20 protein-coding genes are annotated in these 24510 nt (G+C 31.8%); 9 read left to right on the top strand and 11 right to left on the bottom strand.

The window, feature by feature from the left end; translation table 11 throughout:
- Positions 1-24: 24 nt before the first annotated feature.
- Entirely contained in the window at positions 25-555 is a 531-nt protein-coding gene (locus Q0822_RS16690; protein ID WP_299125865.1) for a T9SS type A sorting domain-containing protein, read from the bottom strand.
- A gap of 96 nt (positions 556-651) precedes the next feature.
- Positions 652-1299, bottom strand: coding sequence for an outer membrane beta-barrel protein (locus Q0822_RS16695; RefSeq protein WP_299125868.1), 648 nt, complete (start codon positions 1297-1299; stop codon positions 652-654).
- Positions 1300-1527: 228 nt separating this feature from the next.
- On the opposite strand from Q0822_RS16695, the gene Q0822_RS16700 reads away from it, so the two are divergent.
- Together Q0822_RS16700 and Q0822_RS16705 are read left to right on the top strand one after the other, a co-directional pair.
- Positions 1528-3339, top strand: coding sequence for a tetratricopeptide repeat protein (locus Q0822_RS16700; RefSeq protein ID WP_299125870.1), 1812 nt, complete (start codon positions 1528-1530; stop codon positions 3337-3339).
- A gap of 36 nt (positions 3340-3375) precedes the next feature.
- Entirely contained in the window at positions 3376-5145 is a 1770-nt protein-coding gene (locus Q0822_RS16705) for a tetratricopeptide repeat protein (RefSeq protein ID WP_299125871.1), read from the top strand.
- 392 nt (positions 5146-5537) lie between these two features.
- On the opposite strand, the gene Q0822_RS16710 is transcribed toward Q0822_RS16705, so the two are convergent.
- Together Q0822_RS16710 and bshC are read right to left on the bottom strand one after the other, a co-directional pair.
- Complete coding sequence (locus Q0822_RS16710) at positions 5538-10706, bottom strand: RICIN domain-containing protein (RefSeq protein WP_299125874.1); 5169 nt, start codon at positions 10704-10706, stop codon at positions 5538-5540.
- Positions 10707-10930: 224 nt separating this feature from the next.
- Complete coding sequence (gene bshC / locus Q0822_RS16715) at positions 10931-12529, bottom strand: bacillithiol biosynthesis cysteine-adding enzyme BshC (RefSeq protein WP_299125875.1); 1599 nt, start codon at positions 12527-12529, stop codon at positions 10931-10933.
- Between the two features lie 115 nt (positions 12530-12644).
- Between bshC and Q0822_RS16720 the strand changes: the two genes are divergently transcribed.
- The 7 genes from Q0822_RS16720 (at position 12645) to Q0822_RS16750 (ending at position 18302) form a co-directional block, all read left to right on the top strand.
- On the top strand, positions 12645-15125 hold the full coding sequence (locus tag Q0822_RS16720) for a M14 family metallopeptidase (protein ID WP_299125877.1): 2481 nt from the start codon (positions 12645-12647) through the stop codon (positions 15123-15125).
- 29 nt (positions 15126-15154) lie between these two features.
- Positions 15155-15514 (top strand): VOC family protein, encoded by a 360-nt coding sequence (locus Q0822_RS16725; protein WP_299125880.1) that lies wholly within the window; start codon positions 15155-15157, stop codon positions 15512-15514.
- 45 nt (positions 15515-15559) lie between these two features.
- Positions 15560-15934, top strand: a complete 375-nt coding sequence (locus tag Q0822_RS16730; RefSeq protein WP_299125881.1) for a VOC family protein — start codon at positions 15560-15562, stop codon at positions 15932-15934.
- A gap of 11 nt (positions 15935-15945) precedes the next feature.
- Positions 15946-16272, top strand: a complete 327-nt coding sequence (locus Q0822_RS16735; RefSeq protein WP_299125883.1) for a hypothetical protein — start codon at positions 15946-15948, stop codon at positions 16270-16272.
- 4 nt (positions 16273-16276) lie between these two features.
- The gene (locus Q0822_RS16740; RefSeq protein WP_299125885.1) at positions 16277-17110 is read left to right on the top strand and encodes an AraC family transcriptional regulator; all 834 of its coding nucleotides are present in this window, start codon (positions 16277-16279) and stop codon (positions 17108-17110) included.
- 61 nt (positions 17111-17171) lie between these two features.
- Positions 17172-17756: an SRPBCC domain-containing protein gene (locus tag Q0822_RS16745; RefSeq protein ID WP_299125888.1), complete on the top strand. Its 585-nt coding sequence runs from the start codon at positions 17172-17174 to the stop codon at positions 17754-17756.
- A gap of 3 nt (positions 17757-17759) precedes the next feature.
- Complete coding sequence (locus tag Q0822_RS16750; RefSeq protein WP_299125891.1) at positions 17760-18302, top strand: DUF4287 domain-containing protein; 543 nt, start codon at positions 17760-17762, stop codon at positions 18300-18302.
- Positions 18303-18328: 26 nt separating this feature from the next.
- On the opposite strand, the gene Q0822_RS16755 is transcribed toward Q0822_RS16750, so the two are convergent.
- The 7 genes from Q0822_RS16755 to Q0822_RS16785 all read right to left on the bottom strand — a co-directional run bounded on the left by Q0822_RS16755 (position 18329) and on the right by Q0822_RS16785 (position 24419).
- Positions 18329-19624, bottom strand: a complete 1296-nt coding sequence (locus Q0822_RS16755) for a hypothetical protein (RefSeq protein ID WP_299125894.1) — start codon at positions 19622-19624, stop codon at positions 18329-18331.
- Between the two features lie 66 nt (positions 19625-19690).
- Complete coding sequence (locus Q0822_RS16760; RefSeq protein WP_299125897.1) at positions 19691-20035, bottom strand: hypothetical protein; 345 nt, start codon at positions 20033-20035, stop codon at positions 19691-19693.
- 66 nt (positions 20036-20101) lie between these two features.
- A complete protein-coding gene (locus tag Q0822_RS16765) occupies positions 20102-21088 on the bottom strand; it encodes an SH3 domain-containing protein (RefSeq protein ID WP_299125899.1) in 987 nt (328 codons plus the stop codon).
- Positions 21081-22844: a hypothetical protein gene (locus Q0822_RS16770; RefSeq protein WP_299125902.1), complete on the bottom strand. Its 1764-nt coding sequence runs from the start codon at positions 22842-22844 to the stop codon at positions 21081-21083. The genes Q0822_RS16765 and Q0822_RS16770 overlap by 8 nt, the downstream gene beginning before the upstream one ends.
- Before the next feature lie 12 nt (positions 22845-22856).
- Positions 22857-23693: a hypothetical protein gene (locus tag Q0822_RS16775; protein WP_299125904.1), complete on the bottom strand. Its 837-nt coding sequence runs from the start codon at positions 23691-23693 to the stop codon at positions 22857-22859.
- Positions 23694-23710: 17 nt separating this feature from the next.
- Positions 23711-24097 (bottom strand): hypothetical protein, encoded by a 387-nt coding sequence (locus Q0822_RS16780; protein ID WP_299125907.1) that lies wholly within the window; start codon positions 24095-24097, stop codon positions 23711-23713.
- An 88-nt stretch (positions 24098-24185) separates the two neighbouring features.
- Positions 24186-24419 carry a hypothetical protein gene (locus Q0822_RS16785; protein WP_299125911.1) on the bottom strand — a complete coding sequence of 78 codons (234 nt, stop codon included), beginning with the start codon at positions 24417-24419 and terminating at the stop codon, positions 24186-24188.
- Between the last annotated feature and the right edge of the window lie 91 nt (positions 24420-24510).

The following is a 24510-nucleotide window of genomic DNA, read 5'->3' on the forward strand; positions in this document are numbered from 1 at the left end:
GTTTTTTATGGTTGCTTAATTTTTTTAAATCTTGATAAGTTTTGTATGAAAGTGCTTATGTCCTGATATGACTTTGAGTAAATAAATACCACTGTCTATATCATTAATTCTTAGTTCAACTTCTTGCAGAGGAAGGAATTCTTGGGAATGAATTGTTTTGCCATTAATATCAAAAACCATAACTGTGATATCTTTAAACATGGTATCACTAAATGATATTACAACTACATTTATAAATGGATTTGGATATACTTTTGCTTTTAAATTACGATCAACTTCTTTATCAACTACAATCTTATTGGTCATAGGTTGTTGATACCCTTGCCTCAAATAATATCCATTGTTGCTATGCGTACCAATGACACTAGATTGTCCAATACTTTGACTAACGTTATAACTGCCCTTAGAAGTTTCAATTGTTTTAGAAGAGCCAGCACTTCCTAAATTAGACCTTAAGATACGATAACCAGAATTGCTCTGTGCCTGAAATTCTTGAACAAAACAGAATAAAAGCAATAAGCAAATAGGTCCTTTTATGTTATATATTTTCATCATTTATATTTTTATTGGTTATGAAATTTATACTTAATTCTTTATAGTTTTACAGTAATTGTCCTATGTCCACCTTTTGTCCACTTTTATATCTAAAAGTTAATAATCACAGTAACATTTTGGAAGATTTATTATAAAACCCAGACCAAATTGATGCGCATTTAATTTCAGTTTTTCAGCGTTTTCGCCACTACTTATTAGTACAGATTTTCCATAGTTGTAACCAACAAAAATGGCCGTACTTCTCGAAATAGGATATTGCATCTCTACTCCACCTCTAAAGAATAAAATATTGTTATTAAATTCTTCTTCACCAACAAGGTTAAACACATCGTTATTTATAGTTTGATTTCCTCTGATTAAAAATTCTGAAGCAACAGAGACATTTGCAAAAAATGAAAGATCACGTAGTTCAAACATTTTTATACCTAACCCTGCTTTTAATCCTAGGTAACTAACATCCCATTCAAAATAGTTATCGACACTGCTTTCACTACCAATTGCTCCGTAATTGTTATAGGATGCACCTAACGATAAATACAAAGTTCTTCTAGAGTTAATACTTTGTCTGTAACCCATACCATAGTATGATTTTGACTTAGAAAGTAAATTATCAAGTGGTCTTCCTTGAGAATTTTCATAATCAAAAGATGAGACCGTTGTACCCAATTCAAAATATAGTTGTTGGCTAAAACAAGAAATGTTTATGACCAAAACAAATGTTAGGGTTGTGAAAATTTTGAACATGTAACCAGTTTTTGTTGAAGCAATTTAGACAAAATACAGTCTCATTTTCCATAAAAATGGGTCTGTCCACCTTTTGTCCACCATTAAAAAAAATAGAATTTCAATTTTTTTTTGATATTTATATTGAGTGGACAACTCTTGTTTTAAATATATTAATAAACTGATTTTCAGTTATTTAAAATTAAATCATAAATAGTATTATCTTAGATAACCTAACCATTAGAAACCATGAATATCACAAAAGCGTCAATTAATGTCCCTTTTTCTGCAAAAATTAAAGATGTCTACCATAAGGTGGACAAATTACTACCTATACTGATTTTAGTTTTTAGCTTGGGTTCATTTATTGGACATAGTCAAGATCAAAAACGAGTTGATAGTTTGCTACAAGTTGTATCAAAACAAACCGATACAACGCAAATTATTACTTACGCAAGGCTATGGGTAGAATATCTTTATGTAGATCCACTGGCTTCTAAACCTTATCTAGATAGCACCTTAGTATTAGCTAAACGACTAAATAACGAAGATTTTATTGCCAGAACTACAAACTACCTTGGTGTTTACTATAATATGACATCGCAATATGAAAAATCAGATTCTATTTACGATAAGGTAATCGATATGTATACTAAACTCGATGACATGACACAAGTATCCTACGCCCTTAATAATAAAGCTAATTCTCTGCGAAGTTTAGGGAAATTCAATGAGTGTCTCGAAGTTCATATGAAGAGCTTAAAACTAAAAGAAAAGATTGGAGATACAGAAGAAAGTATTGCAGCAAGTTATTGGAATATTGGAAACATACATGGAGATATAGAAAATTATGACATCTCTAATGAATATTACAACAAAGCTAAAGCTATTTATGAAAAACTAGACCTGCCAGATGATGTAGCAACCATAAATGTTAATCTGGCTCTTAACTTAAAAGGCCAAAAAAAATATGAACAAGCTAAGGCATTACTCTTTGAGGCTGTGCCATTTTATAAGGAGAAAAACTACAATAATGATTTGGCTGGTGCTTATGATAATATAGGGTGGATTTATGCACAACAAGACAGTTTGCAATTTGCAGAAGATTTTTATAACAAAGCCCTAGTTATAAGCAAGCAATATGGCGAAACCTCACTTATTGGATTAAACCTAAGGCATCTTGGAGAACTTTACAACCTAAAAGGTGAATATCGAAAAGCATTAAATTATATGAAAGATGCTATAGAAATAGCTGATGAAACTGGAACACGAAAAAAGAAGATTGGTGATCTTTTAGAACTATCTAAAGCTTATGCTGGTTTAGGACGTTATAAAAAGGCTTATGAATATCATACAGATTATCATGAGCTTCATGATGAAATATTGGGTGAAGAGAATATTGAACGTATGAATGAACTCGAAGTTCAATATCAAACCGAAAAGAAAGAAAAAGAGCTTATTATCAAACAAAATGAAATTAAACTCTTAGAGGAGCGAAAGCAAAAAGCTGAAAATGAAAAGATATTTCTCATTATTTCACTCATTGGCGCATTAGCATTGGCAATAGCCATTGTATATGGACTTAGACAAAAAATGAAGCGCAACAAAATTGAACGCGAAAAATTAGATACTGATTTAGCGTTTAAAGAAAAAGAACTCACAACACATGCATTGCACTTAGCACATAAAAACGAGGTCTTGTTAGATCTAAAATCGCAATTAAAAGAACTTAAGTCTAGTAGTCCAAATGCTAGAAGCTACCAAAAAGTGATTAACACCATTAATCTAGATATTAATAACGATAATAACTGGGAACAGTTTAGAACCTATTTTGAAGATGTACATAGAGATTTTAATTCTAAAGTTATGCGCAATTATCCTGAAGTCAGTAACAACGACTTACGCTTAATGTCGCTTTTAAAAATGAATTTATCAAGCAAGGAAATTGCTAACATTCTCAATATCTCAATTGAAGGCGTTAAAAAAGCACGCTATCGCTTACGTAAAAAACTCAATCTCAATACAGAAGAGTCTTTACAAGAATTGGTCATAGAATTATAGTCATATTTTATTTTGAACTCTTAACAAACGAAACATATGAATCTCTCAAAAGCATTGCGCAATATTCCTTTTTCTATACTAATTTTAATTTTTATACTTAGTACTTTAGATAGCCACTGCCAAGATAAAAAGCGTGTAGATAGTATCCTTAATAGTATTCCCAAACAACATGATACGTTAAAAATAGAATCGTATAGACAACTTAATATGGAATATATTTATGTTGATCCAAAAATATCGAAACCCTATTTAGACAAAGCTATAGCATTAGCCAAGCAATATAACGTTAAGGATCAAATAGCCCAAACTACCAATGATTTGGGTGTTTACTATGCTATTATTTCAGATTTTGAAAACTCAATAAAAACAATTGATATTGCAATAGAACTTCAAAGAGAGCTCAATGACAGTGCCAGTATTGCAGAAGCTTTAAATAATAAAGGTATCATATTAGACGACCTGGGAAATTTTGATGATGCTATTGCTACACATATAGAAGCACTTAAAATTAAAGAAGCAATTAAGTCTGAACCTTGGAATATTGCTTACAGCTATTATAACATTGGATATTCTTACAATAGTATTTCAAATTTCGAAATGTCAAATACCTACTTAGAAAAAGCGAAGGCTATTTTCTCTACACTTACTAACTATGAAGAAGAGATTAACGCAACAAATAGCTTAATAGCTAATAATTTAAAACACTCCAAACAATACGAAAAAGCCATTGCTATGTACAAAGAGATAATTCCTCAATACAAAGCTATGAACTACAATAATGACTTAGCTGGTGCATATAATAGTTTAGGACAAATCTACATGGAAACAGATAGTATTTCTAAAGCGAAAAAACTATTCGAAAAATCGTTAGACATCAGCAAAAATTACGAACAAAAAGCTCTAGTAGCCTTAAATCTTTCTGAATTAGGAAATGTAGAACTCAGATTAAATAATAACAAAAAAGCCCTTCTCTATTATGAAGAAGCTTTAACTATAGATAAAGAAACCCAAGCTAAGGATAATATTAAAAATGATTATTTAGACATCTCTAAGGCACAAGCCAAATTAGGAAACTATGAAAAAGCTTATGAAAATCATCTTAGTTTTTTTGAGCTTCATGATGAACTTTTAAATACAGAAAATATTGAAAGAATTAATGAACTCGAAATTCAGTACCAAACCGAAAAGAAAGAAAAAGAGCTCATCATTAAAGAGAATGAAATTAAACTACTAGAAGAAAGAAAGAAAAAGGCTGAAAATGAAAAATTGTTTCTCATTATCTCACTTATTGGTGCATTATCATTAGCCATAGCCATTGTTTATGGTTTACGACAACGAATGAAACGCAACAAAATAGAGCGTGAAAAATTAGACAATGACTTAGCGTTTAAAGAAAAGGAACTCACAACACATGCACTACACTTAGCTCATAAAAACGAAGTCTTGTTAGATTTAAAATCTCAATTAAAAGAACTTAAATCTAACAGTCCTAATTCTAGGAGCTATCAAAAAGTCATTAACACCATAAACCTAGATATTAATAATGATAATAATTGGGAACAGTTTAGAAACTATTTTGAAGATGTACATAGAGACTTCAATTCTAAGGTAAAACGCAGTTATCCTGAGGTAAGTAATAACGACTTGCGTTTAATGTCATTATTGAAAATGAATTTATCGAGTAAAGAGATTGCTAATATCTTAAATATCTCAATTGAAGGTGTAAAAAAAGCACGTTATAGACTCCGTAAAAAACTTAATCTTAGTACCGAAGAGTCTTTACAAGAATTAGTTATAGAGCTTTAAATCAAATATTTACACTATTTAGTCCACCTTTTGTCCAATGGTACTTTGCGGAATGTCCACTTAATGTCCGTAAGGTATTTTTCATTGCAGTTATGCTCTTGTATAAGTTTGTATTGTCATTATAAAAATGGCAAACCAGTTTTGTGGTGCCTTGCGCTGATTTAGGCTGCAGACAATCAGACGCAAGTCGCTACGAAAACTAAACAAAATCATTTATCTAATCAAAACTGTACAATTATGTTAATTTATATTCTAGTGACTATACTAATTCGCGCTTACAGAAACGAAAGTATCAACGACAAACTATCAACCGAGCAATCGTTAAGTGGAAATAATAGTTATAAATAGTTTCTATACTTCAAATCGAAAAATATGCTTTTTGTAGAACAAAATTATTTAATCAAAAGCTTTGTTGTTTTACTTTGACTATCATTAAACAACTTCACAAAGTAAACACCAGTTCCAATCATTGAAATATCAATAGTATTCAATTCATTGCGATAATTCAACTCTTTATTTAATACTAATCTTCCTTTAACGTCATATAAATACATTGCTGAGTCTTCTACCAAACTTCCTTTTATATATAGAGATTTCGTATCGTCAGTTGTATAAATTCTTATATTATCAAATGCATTATTATTAACAGATAAACTAGATGAAGAAATACGTAAATAAAAACGACCTGCTCCGCTCAAATCAACATTGGGTGTAAGTGAATAATCCCCAGAATTTAAAAGTGTAACTGTATTCGCTACATTATCTTCTAGATAAACTTCTACATTATTAGGTAAAGTACTTTCGCTAATACTGAAAGTTAATTGTTCACCTTGATTTGCATTAACTCCTAATGGAATTATTGTGTTTATTAAATCGGAAGGATTTAAAGCCTGTAATGCTATTGGTAGTCCAGAATTGTCTTGTACTAGATGCGAATATATTGCGAAATTTGGTGCATTATTACCTAATATTTTCCCATCATATCCAAGATCTAAACCTAAACTTGCATTATCATTAAAATAAAACTCAGTAGTATAGTCTTTATTACTTGTTGCAGCATTTAGTTTTAAATACGTTAAAAAATTTGAACTACGCCCTTCTATAAAATCATCATCAGTTCCTTTTACTCGCATAGATGGATCAAAAACAATATCATAATCACTTACATAAGCATCATTTGCAGCAACAAAAAATCCCTGTCCAGGAGTCATCAATTTATCTGAGGCATTTGCCAACGTAATAACACTCCATGCATTAGAACTACCATTACCTACATATCCATATATTCCTGATATATCCTCTAAGATACTTAAATTGGTTGTCACAGGATTTGTGCTATCGTCAATAACATAATTTAAAAATAAATCCATATCAAGATAAGATGGGTAAGGGTTACCTATAAGATTCCAATCTGGGAATGTAGCACCAGTATCTGTAATATTAACGTTGATTTGACCCGTTGGTATGACACCACTAAACGCTAAATGAGAACCAGCAACAGTGCCAGCTCTATAACCTCTACCACTAACTAAGGGCCACTCAATATCATCAGTATAATTGACATAACCATCAACATTTTTATCAAAAGGTCCAAATAAATAAGTTCTTGGATTATCGTTACCATCATTCAAGATATCGCTTGCATTGGTATCAGAGAGTAAAAATTCAGTCCAAATTTCTCCTGCAAGTGGTGGGGAAATAAGGTCGTTACCTCCTATATTAGAATTAACATATCTTTCATATTTTATATTACCTTGAATTACTCCATCAACAATTAAACTAGAATACAACATTGATGTAGATTTTAGTGTAGTTGCGGTTGTTGTTAGAGTAGCACCTGTATCTATAGTTACTGCTGCTCCTGGATTAATCGTTAAATCATTACACATAGTATTACTAGAAATTACAGCTTCACCTGCACTCACCATAATAGAATCATTCATAAAAGCAACACCATTAGGGTCACTTGGTAACCAACCATTATCATAAACATACATAATCCCTTCAACAGGACCATCACAGCCTATTAATTCAATCTCTGCCATTTGTGTCATGGCTACATCATCGTCATTCTTGGTGATTTCCAAGCGATAGGTTTTGTACGCAGTTACATTAGCAAACTTAAAATCTTTAGATTGGTAACGGTCAGTAAACTCTACTCCAGTCCAACTTGCTAATTCGATAAAATTACTATCATTAGACCCTAATATTCTAAAATTTTCAGGATCTCTACCGTGATTATCATTAGCACTTGTTATTACTAATTTATTTACAAATTGTGGGTTGTCAAACTCAATAGAAATAAAACTAGGATTAGCTTCACTTGGCACTCCTGTATTATCTAACCACTTACTAAAATCATTCTGGGTTTTCTTATTATCAAAGGCCTTAAATCTGTCTTCAGCAGCGTTAATCTCACCTCTCGCTAGTATTGTTCCTGAACCAACTGGATCGGTGTGATCTACAATTGTACCATTACAATCATTAGAAATTACTGTTAACTGAGTAGAATCTGCAAATGCACTTTCAACAGTAGTTGCTGTAATAATCGCAACACCTTCAGAAATGCCTGTTACATTACCAAAAGTATCAACTATAGCTACTGTTTCATCACTTGAAGTCCATATAATATCTTGCTCACTTGCATCATTAGGTGTAATCGTAGCCAATAAAGTGACAAATTCATCAGTAAAAATCTCAATAGATTCTGGTGATACACTGACACCAGTTACTGGAACATATAATAAATCTGTAAACGTCCACTTAAAAAAGTCAGAATCATCATTTACATATGTTTTGATGCTACCACCATTATTTGTAGAATTATTCTCTATACCTAAATAAAGTCCATTAGCTTTACTTTTTATGGCAAACTGATCATTACCAAGATATTCAAAGGAAAATAATTGAGCATCCGTACCATTCTCTTGGTATTGTATTACATTGGTTCCAGGATCTTGCCCCTGTGCTTGCACGTCAATATTCTTGTTGCTGTGAACTGCTTTGAGTGTGTAGTAATTACCACCAGCTGGTTGCACAATGAACCTTTGGTTATCATTTGAAAAATCTTGCCATTGATGCACATCTGCAAAATTATCTTGAGATACACCTGCAATATCCATAACCAAACCACTACCAACATTTGTTATAGTATATGTTGAAGCACTTATTGTAGGGTCCTCATAATTAGGATCTAATTGGTTTATCCATTCCTGGATGAGATCAACACCATCTTGATCTACTTCATTCTTAGCAATTGGTGGCATAGCAATAGTTTGATCCACGCTATCTGTTCTAAGATAAAGAATAGACTTAGAGGCATCACCAGCTACAACAATTTTTTCACCAGGAATTCCTAAAGGTGTGTTTGTTCCTGCAAACATAAGACCTGTTTGAACCAAACTATTAGAAAGTCTCAAATCAAATTGCGCTCTATCACCAGTACCTCCTGGTCTATGACAATATGCACAGTTAAGATCTAGATATGATCTTGCTTTTTCGTCCAAACTTGCATTGGGATCATCCAAAGTCTTATGGGTCTGATAACTTTGCACTGTATTATCATCGATAGTTTCATCTAAAATACCCAAATGACTTAGAGTAACAAGTTGATTTGCTGTAAGTGAAGTCGATGGATAGAACATATCAGAATTTAAATTTCTTGTTCTAGGTCCTATAGTTCCGCCTGTTGCACTGTTATGACAAGATATGCAGTCTTGAGTTCCTGGATAAGTCCAAGTTTGGTTTCGTGTAGATCCTGATGCGGTAGTTATTTGAATATCTTCTGCAAAACCTGAATCTAGCAAAACAGCATCTGTTTGAGTAGCATTCCATTTATAGGTTAAATAATAAAAACTACCTGAACTTGCCCTAACTGTAAATCTTGTCTCTAGTCGTTGTGTCAGACTAGGATTTAACTCATCTATTGGCATTTCAAAATGTTTTATAAGTACGGAACCAACAGGAAATTCCCAATCACCGTTTTCAGAAAAACTAATTTTTTCTTGAGCCGTATCATGAGTACCATCATTTGGAATAACCATCCAACGCTGTTTCTCTGCTCCATCTGACCAAAACGATTCAACTAAATCATAAGGTATGACACCAGGACTTGGAGTTAAAGTCTGTAAATCTTGAAAAGCACCTGTTTGAGACAGTAATTGAGGTGCTATGTCTAAAGGCGACTGATTAGTTGGAACTAGTTTATATAAAAAGACATTATCACCCTGACTCAATAGGTAAAGTTCACCTTCATTATCCTCACCAAATGATATAATATTTGTGGGAGAGAATGAGGTTACAAGATCGTAATCACCAGTATTAGTATCAACAGCCCAAATCTCTTCACCAATTCCGTAATCTGCACATATGTATTTACCATAGAATTCTGGTAGATCTGAACCACGATATACGTAACCACCTATTATAGCATTTGCTTCTGAACGTGGAAACGAAACTAAAGGGCCTTCATTGGGCATGTTGTTGTACATTCCACCATCTGGTGCACCACAACCAGCTCCTGGTCCTGTGGCATAGCCTTCATAAACTGGCCAGCCGTAATTTTTACCCGCGTCAACAATATTAATTTCCTCATGCTGACCTCCACCAATTTCTCCAATATAAAAAGTACCAGTAAGTTCATCTTTAGTCATTCTATGAGGATTTCTATGACCAAGTGTATAATATTCTTCAAAGTTTGTACCTGAAGGGCTTAAAAATGGATTATCATTTGGAATACCGTAACCTACACCAGATATTTCATCACTAAAACGTCCTGTATTTAATGTTCTAATAGGAGTATGACTTTTAGTTGGATCCTGATCAACATCAAGTCTTAAGACTCCGCCATCTAAATTAGTAGTTATATTCTGCGATTTTGTATAGGCAGATTGCTCTCCTGTTGTTAAATACAAAAAACCATCATTACCAAAATCCATCGATCCTCCACGATGTGTGGAACTAAACATACGTAATTTTAGCATTGTCAATTCTGATCCAGGAACAACTGTATATGTTGTTGGATTTACCTCATAACGTCTTAAATAAAGAAAACCGCCCCAATAATCTTCTCTATAACAACCAAAACCACTCAAAAATGCATCAGGATAATCATTACCAAACTCATCTTTAGATGTATAATATGTATAAAAATAGTTTTTTCCAGGTGTTCCAAATTCAGGATGAATTGCCAAACCTAAAAAACCACCATCCCAAACTACTCCAACATCAGTAGATAAATCAGCAACAAGGTTCTTTGTTGTTACGGTTTCATCATTTTCAAACCAATAAATTTCACCGTTTCGCTGACCTACAACCAAAACATTACTATTCGGTACATGAGTAAATGTTAACGGTGAATCAAATGTAAGATTAGGAAAAGCCGGACGATAAGGTTCTGATGATACAGTAACATCGGGAAAATTTCCATTTAAAAAAGCACCTACAGCTTCAGGTTGACTAAGACCAGATCCTAAGAAGTAAGGAGATACACCTAAGATAGTAAATATCGAAATCCCAAAAAGAATAAATGAAATCCTTTTTTTATTGTTTGAATAATGCATTGAGTAGAAAGTTGAATATAATAGCGTAACAAATAAATACACTAAAAATTCAAATAAGCCTTTATTAAGCTAAACTGCTTCTTTTTTCGACAATCCATCGCTTTTACATATGTATATGAGTAGAATATTAGCATTTGGCAGAAAAAACTTTTTAATATATTGTGTAACAACTAACTAAAGGAAGACTTCTGTTGAAAATTATTGTTTAAAAGAACATGCTCTCATTACAATGCTATAATGATAAAATCGCTTTTTAATGGTTTAAGAAAATTCATAAGTTTTGGAATTAATTCCTCTCCATGCTCTAAATATAATTCAGAAAAATTTGTGTTGCGCTCTTGCAAACTCTGACCAGGAAATAACTGCTCTTGTAAATCTGTACAGCGTTCTATCTCATCTGCCAGTTTACGTTTTTGAGCTTTTAGCAATCGCTTTTCGAGATGCCTTAAACCTTTTATTTGCTTTACCTCTTGTGCTTTTACAGCACCTAAAAACGATTTATCAGTTTGCTCTGCAAGTTGATGTAAATCCTTAAACTGCTGTTCTAAATGCTTCATTTGCTCAGAAAAATCAACATCTATATTTGAAATTTTTCTAACCTTCTTATTGATAAAAGAATGTCTATCTAAGAATAAATCTTTGTCCGAAATACTTAACTTTTTAAGCTTTTCCGCTTGTTTTAATGTTTTTACTAATGCAGAATTACGTAACAACAACATAGGAAATGTAACACCCTGTGCTTCAAAATTAGATTTTAATTGTAACCAATAAATCATTTCTCCTCCACCACCTATATAACAGAGATTTGGCAAAATAACTTCTTGATATAATGGTCGCATAATTACATTTGGTGAGAACCGTTCTGGCATCTCATCGAGGTGCTTTAGGAATTCACTTTTACTCCATGAAATCTCTGTATTATTAACTTTATATAAACCGTTCTCAAAAACGATGCGCTCTCGTAATCCTTTTTCCATATAGAAAAAATTAATTTCCCTAGGATTCACTTGAATCTTTAACCCTAAGTCTTCAAGTGTTTTATTAGTTTTTGAAACATGTTTAAAAGCAGTTTGTTCTGTGAGTTCCTTCTTAATATTTGGAATAAATAAACGTTTTAAGTCAGCATGATCTGAATCTAAAATCACTAAACCATATTCACCAAACAATTCATTTGCCAAGTAAAACGTAGCATCGGCTAAATTAGCATGATTTAAATACGCTTCTTTGAACCAGGTTTTTAATTGCTCAGCATTCTTTCCTGGTCCGAATTCAGCAGAAACCACTTCCAAAACCGCATCTAAACCCTCAGTATTAAAATGACCAACGGCACCTGTTTGATTTGAATTCCATTTAATCTTTTTTCCTTTAAAGTTGAAAAAATTGATTTCATCAAAATCGTGATCTTCTGAAGCCATCCAATAGATTGGCACAAAATTATAATCTGGATATGTTGCTTTGAGTTCCTTTGTTAGATTTATAGTTGAAATTATCTTGTACAGAAAATAAAGAGGCCCTGTAAATAAATTTAATTGGTGGCCTGTCGTAATGGTGAAAGTGTTTTCAGATTTTAAAACTTCGATATGATTTAATGTTGCTTTAGAAGTATTTAGATTATTGTACTGTTCGTTCAATACGTCATAAAGCACCTTTCGATTGCGCTCAAGGAAACCGCTTTTAGACTTCTCCTCTATCTGAGCTTTAAAGTTTTCTAAAATTGGAAATCGATTGTATAAAGATTTCAACTCTGGCTTTTGGTCTAGATAATCGCAAATAAAGTCAGAGAAGTAATTGGTTTCTCTAAACGGAATATAGTCGGTTGGCATATAGTAATCTAAATTATGGTATAAATATAATGTACTTCTGTTTTTTAACTGCTAATTTTTAGTTAATTCAGTTTCACTGATTATCTTTACTAGCTTTCAACCAAAAATTTAATAAATGCAAAAATTAGTTCTAGTTCTGTTGATCCTTTTTGGTAGTCTTACCCTAGCATCAGCACAAAACATTCAATCTCCAAGCGACTTTTTAGGATATGAAATTGGTACGCAATTTAGTCGTCATCATCAAGTTGTAGATTATTTTGAATCTGTTGCAAATGCAGTTCCTAATCAAGTAAAGCTCGAAGAATATGGAAAAACTAATGAGCGTAGATCCTTATACTTGGCCTATATTTCTAGCGAAGAAAATATAAAAAACCTTGAAACGATTCGTGAAAATAATCTTAAAAACACAGGTTTAATCGAAGGAACTCCAACATCCACTGATGTGGCCATTGTTTGGTTGAGTTACAATGTTCATGGTAATGAAGCATCGAGCACAGAAGCGTCAATGTTGACTTTATATAAATTATTGACCGAACAAAAAGACCTACTAAAAAATACGGTTGTAATTATAGATCCATGTATTAATCCAGATGGTAGAGATCGTTATGTGAATTGGTATAATGAAACCGCAAGTCAGCCATATGATATTGATAGAAAAGCTAGTGAACACAATGAGCCTTGGCCAGGTGGAAGACCTAATCATTACTTATTTGATTTAAATAGAGATTGGGCTTGGGCAACGCAAATTGAAACTCAAAAACGTTTAGAAGTTTATAACAAATGGATGCCACATATTCATGTCGATTTCCATGAGCAAGGTATCAATGAACCCTATTATTTTGCGCCAGCTGCAGAACCATTTCATGAAATCATCAGTGATTGGCAACGCAATTTTCAAACACAAATCGGAAAAAATCACGCCAAATACTTTGATGCAGAAGGTTGGTTATTCTTTACAAGAGAACGTTTCGATTTGTTTTATCCGAGTTATGGAGATACCTACCCAACATATATGGGAGCAATTGGTATGACTTACGAACAAGGTGGACATGGCATGGCTGGACTGGGAATATTAAATGATGAAGGGCATGTTTTAACTTTAGTTGAACGACTAACACACCATACTACAACAGGAATTTCAACAGTTGAAATCGCATCGAAAAACGCTTCAAAATTAAATTCAGAATTTGCGAAATTTTTTGATAATTCTAAACTAAAATATAAGAGTTATGTGGTTTCTGGTAATACAGATAAATTAAATAGTTTAAAAGAACTTTTAAGCAAGCACGACATCGCTTTTGAGAACCCAAGTAATTCTAAAGTTTCAGGTTACAATTATAAATCTGCTCAGCAAAGCACTATGAATGTTACTAGTGACGCTATGGTTGTACATACTAATCAACCAAAAGGAAAAATGGTTAAGGTCTTGTTTGAACCCAATGCCAAACTAACAGATTCTTTAACTTATGATATCACAGCTTGGTCTGTCCCATATGCTTACGGTTTAGATGCTATTGCTAGCACAAGTAAAGTGAGTAGTAGTAAACTATTTGAGCGTATAGAGCTTAATGTATTATATGATGCATATGGCTATGTAAGCAAATGGAATTCAATAAATGACGCAAAGTTCTTAGCTGATGTATTGCAGCATGATTTCAAGATTAGATTTACAGAAAAACCATTCACTTCTAATGGTACCAAATTTGAACGTGGTTCTCTAATAATAACGAAAGGCGATAATAAACACATCGATAAATTTGTTTCAAAATTAAATGCCATTGCCCAAGAGCATTCAAAAGCCTTAGCACAAATTAATACAGGGTTTTCAGAAACATATCCAGATATTGGCTCACCAGATATTAAACTCGTTAATAAACAAAAAGTTGCTGTACTTTCTGGAAAAGGCACGTCTTCATTGAGTTATGGTGAAATTTGGCATTTCTTTGAAAAGCAACTCCAATACCCTTTAACATCAATAAACACAGATAATTTAAATAGTACTAACCTAGATAAGTTTAATGTGCTGATAATACCTAATGGTTATTACGGAAGTGCTTTGAATGAAGCCAATATGACAAAACTAAAGGATTGGGTGCGTGCTGGAGGAAAGGTTATTGCTATTGATGGAGCCTTAAGAAGTTTTGCTGGTAAAGATGGTTTTAGTCTTAAATACAAATCATCAGACGATGACAATGAGGATAACAAATTAACCCCTTACGCAGATCGTGAACGTGAGTATACTAATCAACTTATAACTGGTGCTATTTTTAAAACTAAAGTAGATAGTACGCATCCTATGGCTTTTGGATACGGTGAAGACTATTATACACTGAAATTAGGAAGTTCTGCCTATGATTTATTAGATGGTGGTTACAATGTTGCGCATTTAGATAATACCAAAGTGTATTCTGGTTTTGCTGGTAAAGATGCACTAAGCAATCTCAACCAAACCTTAGTATTTGGTGAAGAACGTATGGGAAGCGGTAGTTTTATTTACTTTGTAGATAATACCTTATTTAGAAGCTTTTGGGAAAATGGAAAACTATTTTTAGTTAACGCTGTTTTTATGGTGAATAATAATGCATATGAGTTATAAAGCTGAAGTGATTTTAAACATTAATATTTATGCTTACTGATATCCATCCAAAATTGCCAATGCGCAATAAAACAATAACCAAGGATTATTATATAAATCAATTAGGATTTAGAGAATTAGGTGACAAAGATTATGAAGATTATTTAATGGTAAAAAAGGACACTGTTGAAATTCATTTTTTCTTATTTAAAGACTTAAATCCAAAAGAAAATTATGGTCAGGTTTATATCAGAACTGATAATATTGATCAATTATACCAAGAGCTTTTAGACAAAAAAATAGCGATTCACCCAAATGGTAAATTGACAATTCAACCTTGGGGACAAAAAGAATTTTCTTTACTAGATCCTGATACTAACTTATTGACTTTCGGGCAAAGCATATTATAAAAGTTAGTTTTATTACCTTTAAGTACTCACAATACAATCAAAATCATGAAATTAGGAGCATTTTCTATAAGCCTTGCTGTGAAAGATATTAAGGCATCAAAAGCATTTTACGAGACTTTAGGATTCTCTGTTTTTGCTGGAGACCTTGAAAAAAATTATCTCATTATGAAAAATGAATCATCTCTCATTGGCTTGTTTCAAGGGATGTTTGAGAACAATATACTAACGTTTAATCCTGGTTGGGACCAAGATGCTAATACGCTTGAAAATTTTGATGATGTACGTAAAATTCAAAAGCATTTAAAATCAAAAGATATTGCATTTGCAAGCGAGATTGATGAAACTTCTGATTCTGGCCCAGCAAGTTTTGTGGTTTTAGATCCAGATGGAAATGCTATACTAGTTGACCAACATATCTAAAAACTATTATTATGAATTGGGATGACGGACTAAAAATTTATGATAGTATAACCGAAGCCTGTAAAGGATTTGAACGTAAAGGTAAAAATATGATATATACCTCATCTAATGGTTATATGTTTACATTGTTTAATAAAGCTGCCGAAATTGGTATTCGCTTACCAAAAGACGAAGCAGAAAAATTTATGGAGACACATAATACTGGTTTTTACTACTCATATGGTGCAAAAATGAAGGACTATGTTTTAGTACCAGAATCACTTTGGACTGATAGAAAATTAATGGTCAGCTATTTTGAACAAAGTTTTGATTACGTAAATAGTTTACCTCCAAAATAAAAGCTTGATATTTCACAACCACATATTAGAAAAACCACTAACAGAATTTATTGAATCCATATTCTATTATAAAGGCTTTATGCCAGACCATTCTATAGAACGTGTCGTCCCTACTGGTCATGTGTTTATTATTTTCGAATTAGACGGTATTACGCGACATACATTTAATAAAAAGACGCTAAAACCAAATGGGAATTATAAAAATGTATGGATTTCTGGTATGCATAAAGATTTCCTATCTATTTCTGCACCTCAAGATTCTGAAATGCTAGTCATTCAATTTAAAACGAATGGCTCTCACCCCTTTTTACATCTACCGATTTATGAGTTAAATAATAAAGTTGTTAATGGCGAAGCCATTTTCGGAAAAGAAATATTAGACGTAAGAACTGAAATATTAAATAAAAGTGAAGCTTCTCATAAGTTTGAAATCATTGAAAACTGGTTAATTAATAAGCTCGTAGAAAATAAAACCCCAAGATTAGAACTTGTAGAAATCCTTTATCAATTACAAACAAAACCTATATCAGATCATAATACTATTATAGCTACATATTCTAAAACTCAGAAGCATCTTATCAACCAGTTTAAAACCTATTTTGGTTTAACGCCAAAGGTTTTCCATAGAATATTTAGATTTAATAAAATTCTTCAACAAATACAGAACAAAGAAAATTTAGTTTGGTCTCAGCTAGCTTATGAGTTTGGCTATGCTGATCAATCCCACTTTATCAAGGAATTTAAAGAATTTTCAGGATTCAATCCACAGGAATTTATTAAATCCGATTTTCATAAGGATGGTGACACCAATTTCTTCCCAATAGATCGAAAAGGTTAATTTTTTACTATCGTAATTTGCTTTAAGTTTCTTAATTTGTAAATCTCTTATCAGTAGAATTATGAAAAAACTAATCTTTCAGGTTATAATACTATGCTTTCCTGTAGCACTTATTGCTCAGACCGTAGAAAATTTAGAAAAAAGAGTGACATCAGTAATAGATTCTTCGCAAGCCAACAATATGGTTTTAAAACAATCTTTTATTGTAAATGTTCCTTTAGACTCGGTTTGGAATGCCTACACTACAAAAAAAGGATTTGAAAGTTGGGCAACAGCTAAGGCAGAGATTGATTTTAAAATAAATGGTCTTATTAAAACCAATTACAAAAAAGATGGTGAAATTGGTGATGACTCTACTATCTATTTGCATATTGTGAATTACATTCCTAAAACAATGCTAACACTACAGGCAGAACTAACCAAAAATTTTCCTGATTTTATGAAAGCAGATGAAAAAGACTTGTATAACATGATTCTTTTTGAAGACATAGAACCTTCTAAAACAAAAGTCATCTCCTATGGTATTGGTTATAAAAACAACAAGAAGTATATGTCCTTGATGAAATTTTTCATTCAAGGTAATGAGCACTCTTATCTTAACCTTATTTCGTATTTAGAAACAGGAAAACCATCTGTAAACTATTAAATTATGGACAAAGCATTACAAACTATGATTAATAATATGCCAGAGAAAACTGGTAAATCGTTAGACCAATGGAAATCAATTTTAAAAGAAAAAGCATTCGCAAAACATTCTGAAGGCGTCAATTATCTTAAAAAAGAACATGGAGTAACACATGGCTTTGCTAATACTATTGTAAGTTTATCTAAAGAAGAAAATAATGCTCCTGAAGATTTGGTGACGTCTCAATATAAAGGTAAAGAAAGCCTTTTTCCAATTTATGAAAAGCTATTACCTATTGTAAAAGGTTTTGGAAAAGACATTACTATAACACCTAAAAAGACCAGTGTAAGTGTCATTAGAAAACGACAGTTTGTTTTAATAAAACCAGCAACTAAAACACGAATCGATTTAGGTTTAAAGTTACCTAACAAACCAACAACAGATCGATTAGGTAATTCAGGTCCTTTTGGTACGATGTGCACACATCGGGTTCAAATTACTTCGGTAGATGACATTGATGATGAGTTGGTCGGTTGGATGAAGGAAGCTTATAAAGAAGCTGAATAGTTGATACAAAACATATGTATCTATTATTAGTGATAAGCTTTACCATCATATTTCAGTACAGTTTTTTTAGTTGAAAGCTTTTCTGTAGAGTTGCATTCGTCTTTTTTATCAAGGAAACTCTCTGTATCAGTAATTTCACTTTTTACAATGATATCAAAATAACCATTTGTCTTTTCTTTAGATATAATGAAAATATTTTTCATATCTGTAAATTCACCAGCACATCTGGTGTCCCATTCGCCTGAATATTCCATAGCATCATAGCTATTTAAAATATTACGTAAAGAATCCCCTGATTTTACATAAAGAGAAAGTGTTTTATTGCTGTAAGGATTGGGTTGGGACCTGCTGTAATAAAACACACGTAAGCCAAAAGCTCTTTCGTTTTCAGACACCTGATAGCGAGCGGTATCAATGGATATCTCGGTGAGTTGTACGGCATTTGACCTATAGCCCTTATCTACATAGTGATGTATTACTTTTTGGGTTTGTACATTCACTACTACGATGTGACAATCCATCTTTAGACCATCAATACTTTCTTCAATAATTTCAGGAATTACCATAATTATCTCGCTCTCGTTATTGGGCATAACTTTGTTAACGAAAAGCTCCATGTTTATGTCTAATTGATTTAAATGCAATTGCTCTAGGGTTTCATAAATCAAAGGATAATTATCATATTCCTTATGCAATTCTACAAGGTCTATACCGTCAATTATTCCATCGTCTAAAATTGCAGATAAGATGCGCTCTATTTGCACTTGGTTACCGTAAAAGATGTGATTACTTTCTATCATATTCTTTGTGATTTTAGACTCTATTCTCGATTGCCCTTCTGCAATCTCATCGTAAGCAATCACATGATAATCGATTATATTTCCTTTTAAATCATAGTTGATTAATGTAGATTCCATTTCGTGCTCGCCTTTAAGAAGCGTGACGACCACAGCATAAAATTCTTCAGATAATTCTATTTTATAAGACCTTATAGCCTTATAGTTATAACCTTCTTTATTAAAATCAGGATATACTTCTTCTAATTTCAGGGTCTTTGCATCAACCGTTTTGTAATCTTCTGCCTCAATGAAACTGTCAAAATTTGTATCGTCGGTTAGTGGAATTTCTCTGGTCCACATCGCAGCTATAAGTTGAATAAATTTTTCAGTATTCTTTTCTACATCACTAGCAGGAGTACCCATAGCATCTTGTGCAGGAAGTGCTTCACGTTCTTGTGCTACTGTTCTGGTTGTAAAATTGATTGTTATAATTACAATTAGGATATTTAAAAATTTCATGTGCTTAGTATGTGCTTGTATCATCTTTATTGGCTTTGAATGCTTTGTTAATTCAGTTGAGCTATAGTTCAACTTTAAAAATTCTTTTTTCTAAATAATGTCAATAACCTTTTCTAATATATAATGTGTGATTCCGACTACTATGGTTATGAGCATAATTACCAAAAATCGACTAGGTATTCCTTTTGAATTATTTTTAAGTTTCTTTTTAAGATAAAAAATATCCGTAAGGATAAACAGTATGGCTATGATACTTGCAATTATTGGCACTAACTGTACAATTACAGTGCGATTAATTAATAAGTCTAACAGATTCAAAAACCCGTTTGATTCATCTGGTTCTGGACCTATGAGTATCCTTACGTAACTAAAAGCAGCTACAAATGAAATTCCTATCCAAAATAAATAGGCTAAAATTTGTTTAAGTATTTTCATCACAACATGTTAATACGCTAGTTCGAAGCTTAAGTTATCAGTTGCTTTTATAGATGTTGTTTCATTTTAATCTTTTTTGCTATTTATTTCTCCTTTAAAATATTCTATGTCACTATCAATAGTATGAAAAATAGAGTATGTTGTGCTGTATATAAATTTTGTTTCAGTAATCCAGTGAAATTCTTTAAATCGACATGGGAAATACGTTTCATCAAATTCTGTTAAATAAATAAATTTTCCATTTACCTTTTTTTGAAAAAAATAGGACACACATTCTTGTCCACCAAAAGTACCGTTTAATCTATATGTATTTTTTGGTGAGGCGATTATATATTCAGGATTTCCAATGATGTCAGTAGTTTCTCCCGTTTTTATAGAAAAGCACACATCAATAGAATGACCACCTTCTAAAACTAGGATATCATATTCTGGATAATATCCAGATGCGTCTTCTGCAAAATAACAATCGTTACTGTTTTGATTAATAATAAGTTTTTGTCCATTAGCTATAGTGATGCTTTTAATTAAACAATTTATATAATCACCTTCATCAAGATCAGCCTCTGTCATCCAATCAACGCGATCTTTAAGGATGGCTTTAACTGAATCAAGATTACTGATTTTTTTGGATATATAAACTTGCTTTGGAACAGTCGTTAACCATTCTTCAAATTGGGATTTATTAATCTTAGTAATGGTCATACTATTTTTATTTGCTAGAGGTTTTAAATACCCATTAAAAACATAGCCTTCTCTTTCAAACGATTCAGTTTCCTCTGAAACTAGATATGTGTAGTTAGAATATTTAATTTTTACCCAATGACCTTTGATTTGCGCTCCATTATCTGTTATAATTAATTCATGATTTGTATCAGTCAGCTTTTCAACAATAACGCCGTGAGGTAGCTTTGCCATTTTTTCCGAAGATAGTTTCGGTTCAGAACGCACATTCAACCCATTCTCCGCGTTTATATAATAATAGTTCTGAGATGCTTCACTTTGAGAAAATAGAAACATTGGAATGACTAAGCATATTATTAGTGTTTTATTCATTTTGCTTATTAATTAACTCCATTAGATTATACTTTTCATTTAAACTTGCGAGGGCAGTTTCTCCTAGATTTGTTTGTATTTCTGAAATACAGACATCATTGTATTTAGTCCCTTTATAATATGACGCAGGCTCTAAAGAGATGATGTCATTTGTTTTAAAAACCGCATTTACTTTAAATTCTTGAACCAATGGTGTGTCTAATAAAATTATAGATTGTATGTATTGATTATTTATAGATACTCGCAACTCTTTAACTCGACTGTTTTCATAAAAAAGGGTTTTCGATTTAACATACCCATTAACTATACTAAGTTTTATAGGGTTCATAATAATCTCATTAGCCTTGAGAAGATTTTTGTTTGAATATTTACCATCTAAAAAGGATTTATCTAAGTCCAATTGTACATCAATTTCAACGTTTAAATTTGGTTTAAAAACAAAAGCCGTTAAATATTGCTGATCCGATACATTCGTAATAGGATACTTAGTATTACTATAGTTAGAACTCATCTTAAAAAACAAATTCTTAGTAAAACTGATGTCAGTATTAGAGCAACATCTTCCAAAAAGTTTGTCTGACCAAATTACTACTTCATCTTTTTTTTCATACTGGTAATAGCCATAGATAGTAGGATTTTTTAAACGGCTGAATCTTCTTATTTCACTAATACTAATAGAATCAATAATTGCTAACTTAACTCTATTTTCTTTTAAACAAACCTTTTCTCTTTCTGACTCATATGGCGTTGATTTGAGTTTCTTTAAACTAGCTGTATCACTAAGTTCTTTGTTCTGTTTAACATCACAAACATAAATAAACGCATCTTCCTCATTGCTCGACACAGTTTTATAAATGGTATTGGTTAAAATCCATTGATTGTTTGTAAATGAAATATAATGGTGAGCCTCAAAAAAACCGCCATCTGGAAAAGCCGTTACGATAACAAAACCTGCTTCGCTTTCTTTGATATCTATAATTTGATGGCCTCCATCTTCTGAAAAATTTATTGTTTTTAAGGCAAATTCATATGTATTGTTGTCATTAATAAATAATAGCAATTCATCACCTTCATAAGGACCTGCACTCACAACTTTATCTATAATTGCATCGTTGTTAATATCAATATTCTTAATAAAATAATGTTCAACATTTTCATAGTCTGAAATGTTATATGCGCTTGAAACAATTTCAGCTTCAAATGGGTCTGGATTTTCATTGTTGTCGAAAAAGTCTGTTTTAAATAAATTATCCAGTATCGTCTTTTTTTCAGTATTTAAATGAGAAGCGAAATCTGCATCAAATTGTGGATGCGGTCCATCTAACAAAAAAAACAGGACCGATTTTGCGTCACTATCGTTTAACTTGTTTACTAAAGAATATTTTTGATTTTCTTTGATATACTTTAGAGTTTCGTCTTGAAAATAATTTATAGCATCTGCTTCCCAGTGTCCGTCAATACAAATATTTATGATATTTTTTTCATACGCTTTGTATTTTGGATTTCTGAGTAAATCGAAGAAATATTCAGTATAATCTTCAGCTTCTGTGTACAATTTTTGAGGTGCTTCATTAACATTATCCCATCCAAAATAGTCGTTGTACTGTTTGAAGTTCTTCGGGAACTGCTTTAAAAAGGTTATTTCATCTTTGACAATAAAACACTCTTGCAAATTGTGAATACTAATTTCTTGCTTTGAAGAATTTTCACAGCAACAACACAGAAGTATAAGCAAACCAAAACTTATTTTTTTCATTGAATTTTACTTTTAGTTCTCTTTTTTGCCCAATGCTATTTTGCTATCATCTTCTACAACATAGTACTTAGGACCATCACCTGCTACCAAATCATATTCAATAAGGTTTAAAACAAGTTGTTCAGATCCAATTTCAAGTGAATTATTATTCTTATAACTGACTTTTAGTGTATCGCTATTTACCATGCCTCTGAGTACTTTTTCAACTTTTAATTGCCCTACATAAAATACATCCCAATCTTCTTTTGAAATTAATCTTGCTACAACTTGAATAGTGTCATTTCTTTTAGAAACAGCAGTAAGGTGTTTTGTGAAACCTTCCGTTTGTTCTAGGTTTAAATCCAGTGTGTTAAAATAATTGGATACGATTTTTCTTTTGTCTTTATTTAGCTCTTCAGGTAAAATTCTATAATATGTACCAGCATAACCTATTTTAGTGTTAAAATAGTAATTGGCAATCTCTTTTTTATAAGAAAACAGATTATGGATGGTGTAATCTGTGCCAGATATATGCTCTGTATGTTCATCGATACCATCACCATATTTAAAAAAAGTTAAACGCCAATTAACGTTTTTATTAGTTGTTAAAAAATCATCTTTTTTTAAATAATTAACCACGAAACTGTCAATTTTTATTTTATGCTGTTCATTGTTTATATCATAATTCTTCACAACAAAGAAATCATTCCTTGTTATTGTAAACCAACCATTTTTTGTAACCCTTTCAGGGTTTTTGTGAATATTATTAGGCTTTAAATGATAGATTTTAAAGCTAGTATCCTCTTCTATTGTATTACAAGAGAAAAGGATACAAATAAATAAAAGAACTACGAATTTATTAGTTACCAAAACATTTGAAAGTTTACTTAGGCAGCTGCTCTTTTAACCGTTTTCTCAAGTTCTTCAAATGCTTTTTGCTGAGAACCTGCCAGTAGTGCTTGTTTTATTGTACCAGCTACAATCTCAATAATACTCCGATAAGCTTTTTCACTTTTTCCAAAGTAGGCATGCATTAATTTGTTAGGAATTATATAATTAATTTTCAACGTATTTTCATTTACAAAAAAGGCTTTTATGGCATGCATTCCGCTCTTTTTAAGAACAATACATTGCGCCATTTGGCCATTGGGATCTGTTCGTACTTCCCAAGAGTCATACGCTTTGGAACATTCGAAATTCGAATCCTTCTTTAGAAGATTGTATAATTTATCTAATGAGTTATAGTCGTTTTTAATTTCAATTAAGTTTTCCATTGTTTATAATCTTTAATTAATAGTTCACTTTAATAAGGTCAACAATTAGGATATATCTAAATGTAAACGTTGTTTAAAATGTTAATTCTTATTCGTCTATTGAATAGTCTTCATCTTCATCATCTCTTCCGAAGATTAAGAATAGTGCTCCACCACCAACAATTAATAGAATTCTAATAATCCATCCTGTGGTATTGCCCCAAGCATCTACCCAAGCGAGTATTCTAACATTGTAATTAAAAACTGAGAGTACAATTGACATAATTCCTAAGGCAGCTAATAGTAGCCCTCCTTTTCCTAATTTAGATGTAATGTGTTCCATAATATATTTTCGTTTTAGTTGATTATACATATCTAGTTGTTGTATTTACGATGTTGTAAATACAACAACTAGTGTGTTTTAAGTAAATTGG

Origin of the sequence: uncultured Winogradskyella sp., assembly GCF_947496485.1 — a bacterium.
GTDB lineage: Bacteria > Bacteroidota > Bacteroidia > Flavobacteriales > Flavobacteriaceae > Winogradskyella.

Bases quoted from the DNA above. Each gene is read 5' to 3' on its own strand.
- Q0822_RS16720 (WP_299125877.1), top strand. From the start codon at position 12,645: ATGCAAAAATTAGTTCTAGTTCTGTTGATCCTTTTTGGTAGTCTTACC.
- Q0822_RS16705 (WP_299125871.1), top strand. From the start codon at position 3,376: ATGAATCTCTCAAAAGCATTGCGCAATATTCCTTTTTCTATACTAATT.
- Q0822_RS16695 (WP_299125868.1), bottom strand. From the start codon at position 1,299: ATGTTCAAAATTTTCACAACCCTAACATTTGTTTTGGTCATAAACATT.
- Q0822_RS16710 (WP_299125874.1), bottom strand. From the start codon at position 10,706: ATGCATTATTCAAACAATAAAAAAAGGATTTCATTTATTCTTTTTGGG.
- Q0822_RS16750 (WP_299125891.1), top strand. From the start codon at position 17,760: ATGGACAAAGCATTACAAACTATGATTAATAATATGCCAGAGAAAACT.
- bshC (WP_299125875.1), bottom strand. From the start codon at position 12,529: ATGCCAACCGACTATATTCCGTTTAGAGAAACCAATTACTTCTCTGAC.
- Q0822_RS16785 (WP_299125911.1), bottom strand. From the start codon at position 24,419: ATGGAACACATTACATCTAAATTAGGAAAAGGAGGGCTACTATTAGCT.
- Q0822_RS16780 (WP_299125907.1), bottom strand. From the start codon at position 24,097: ATGGAAAACTTAATTGAAATTAAAAACGACTATAACTCATTAGATAAA.
- Q0822_RS16745 (WP_299125888.1), top strand. From the start codon at position 17,172: ATGAAAAAACTAATCTTTCAGGTTATAATACTATGCTTTCCTGTAGCA.
- Q0822_RS16725 (WP_299125880.1), top strand. From the start codon at position 15,155: ATGCTTACTGATATCCATCCAAAATTGCCAATGCGCAATAAAACAATA.
- Q0822_RS16735 (WP_299125883.1), top strand. From the start codon at position 15,946: ATGAATTGGGATGACGGACTAAAAATTTATGATAGTATAACCGAAGCC.
- Q0822_RS16700 (WP_299125870.1), top strand. From the start codon at position 1,528: ATGAATATCACAAAAGCGTCAATTAATGTCCCTTTTTCTGCAAAAATT.
- Q0822_RS16770 (WP_299125902.1), bottom strand. From the start codon at position 22,844: ATGAAAAAAATAAGTTTTGGTTTGCTTATACTTCTGTGTTGTTGCTGT.
- Q0822_RS16690 (WP_299125865.1), bottom strand. From the start codon at position 555: ATGATGAAAATATATAACATAAAAGGACCTATTTGCTTATTGCTTTTA.
- Q0822_RS16730 (WP_299125881.1), top strand. From the start codon at position 15,560: ATGAAATTAGGAGCATTTTCTATAAGCCTTGCTGTGAAAGATATTAAG.
- Q0822_RS16755 (WP_299125894.1), bottom strand. From the start codon at position 19,624: ATGATACAAGCACATACTAAGCACATGAAATTTTTAAATATCCTAATT.
- Q0822_RS16765 (WP_299125899.1), bottom strand. From the start codon at position 21,088: ATGAATAAAACACTAATAATATGCTTAGTCATTCCAATGTTTCTATTT.
- Q0822_RS16760 (WP_299125897.1), bottom strand. From the start codon at position 20,035: ATGAAAATACTTAAACAAATTTTAGCCTATTTATTTTGGATAGGAATT.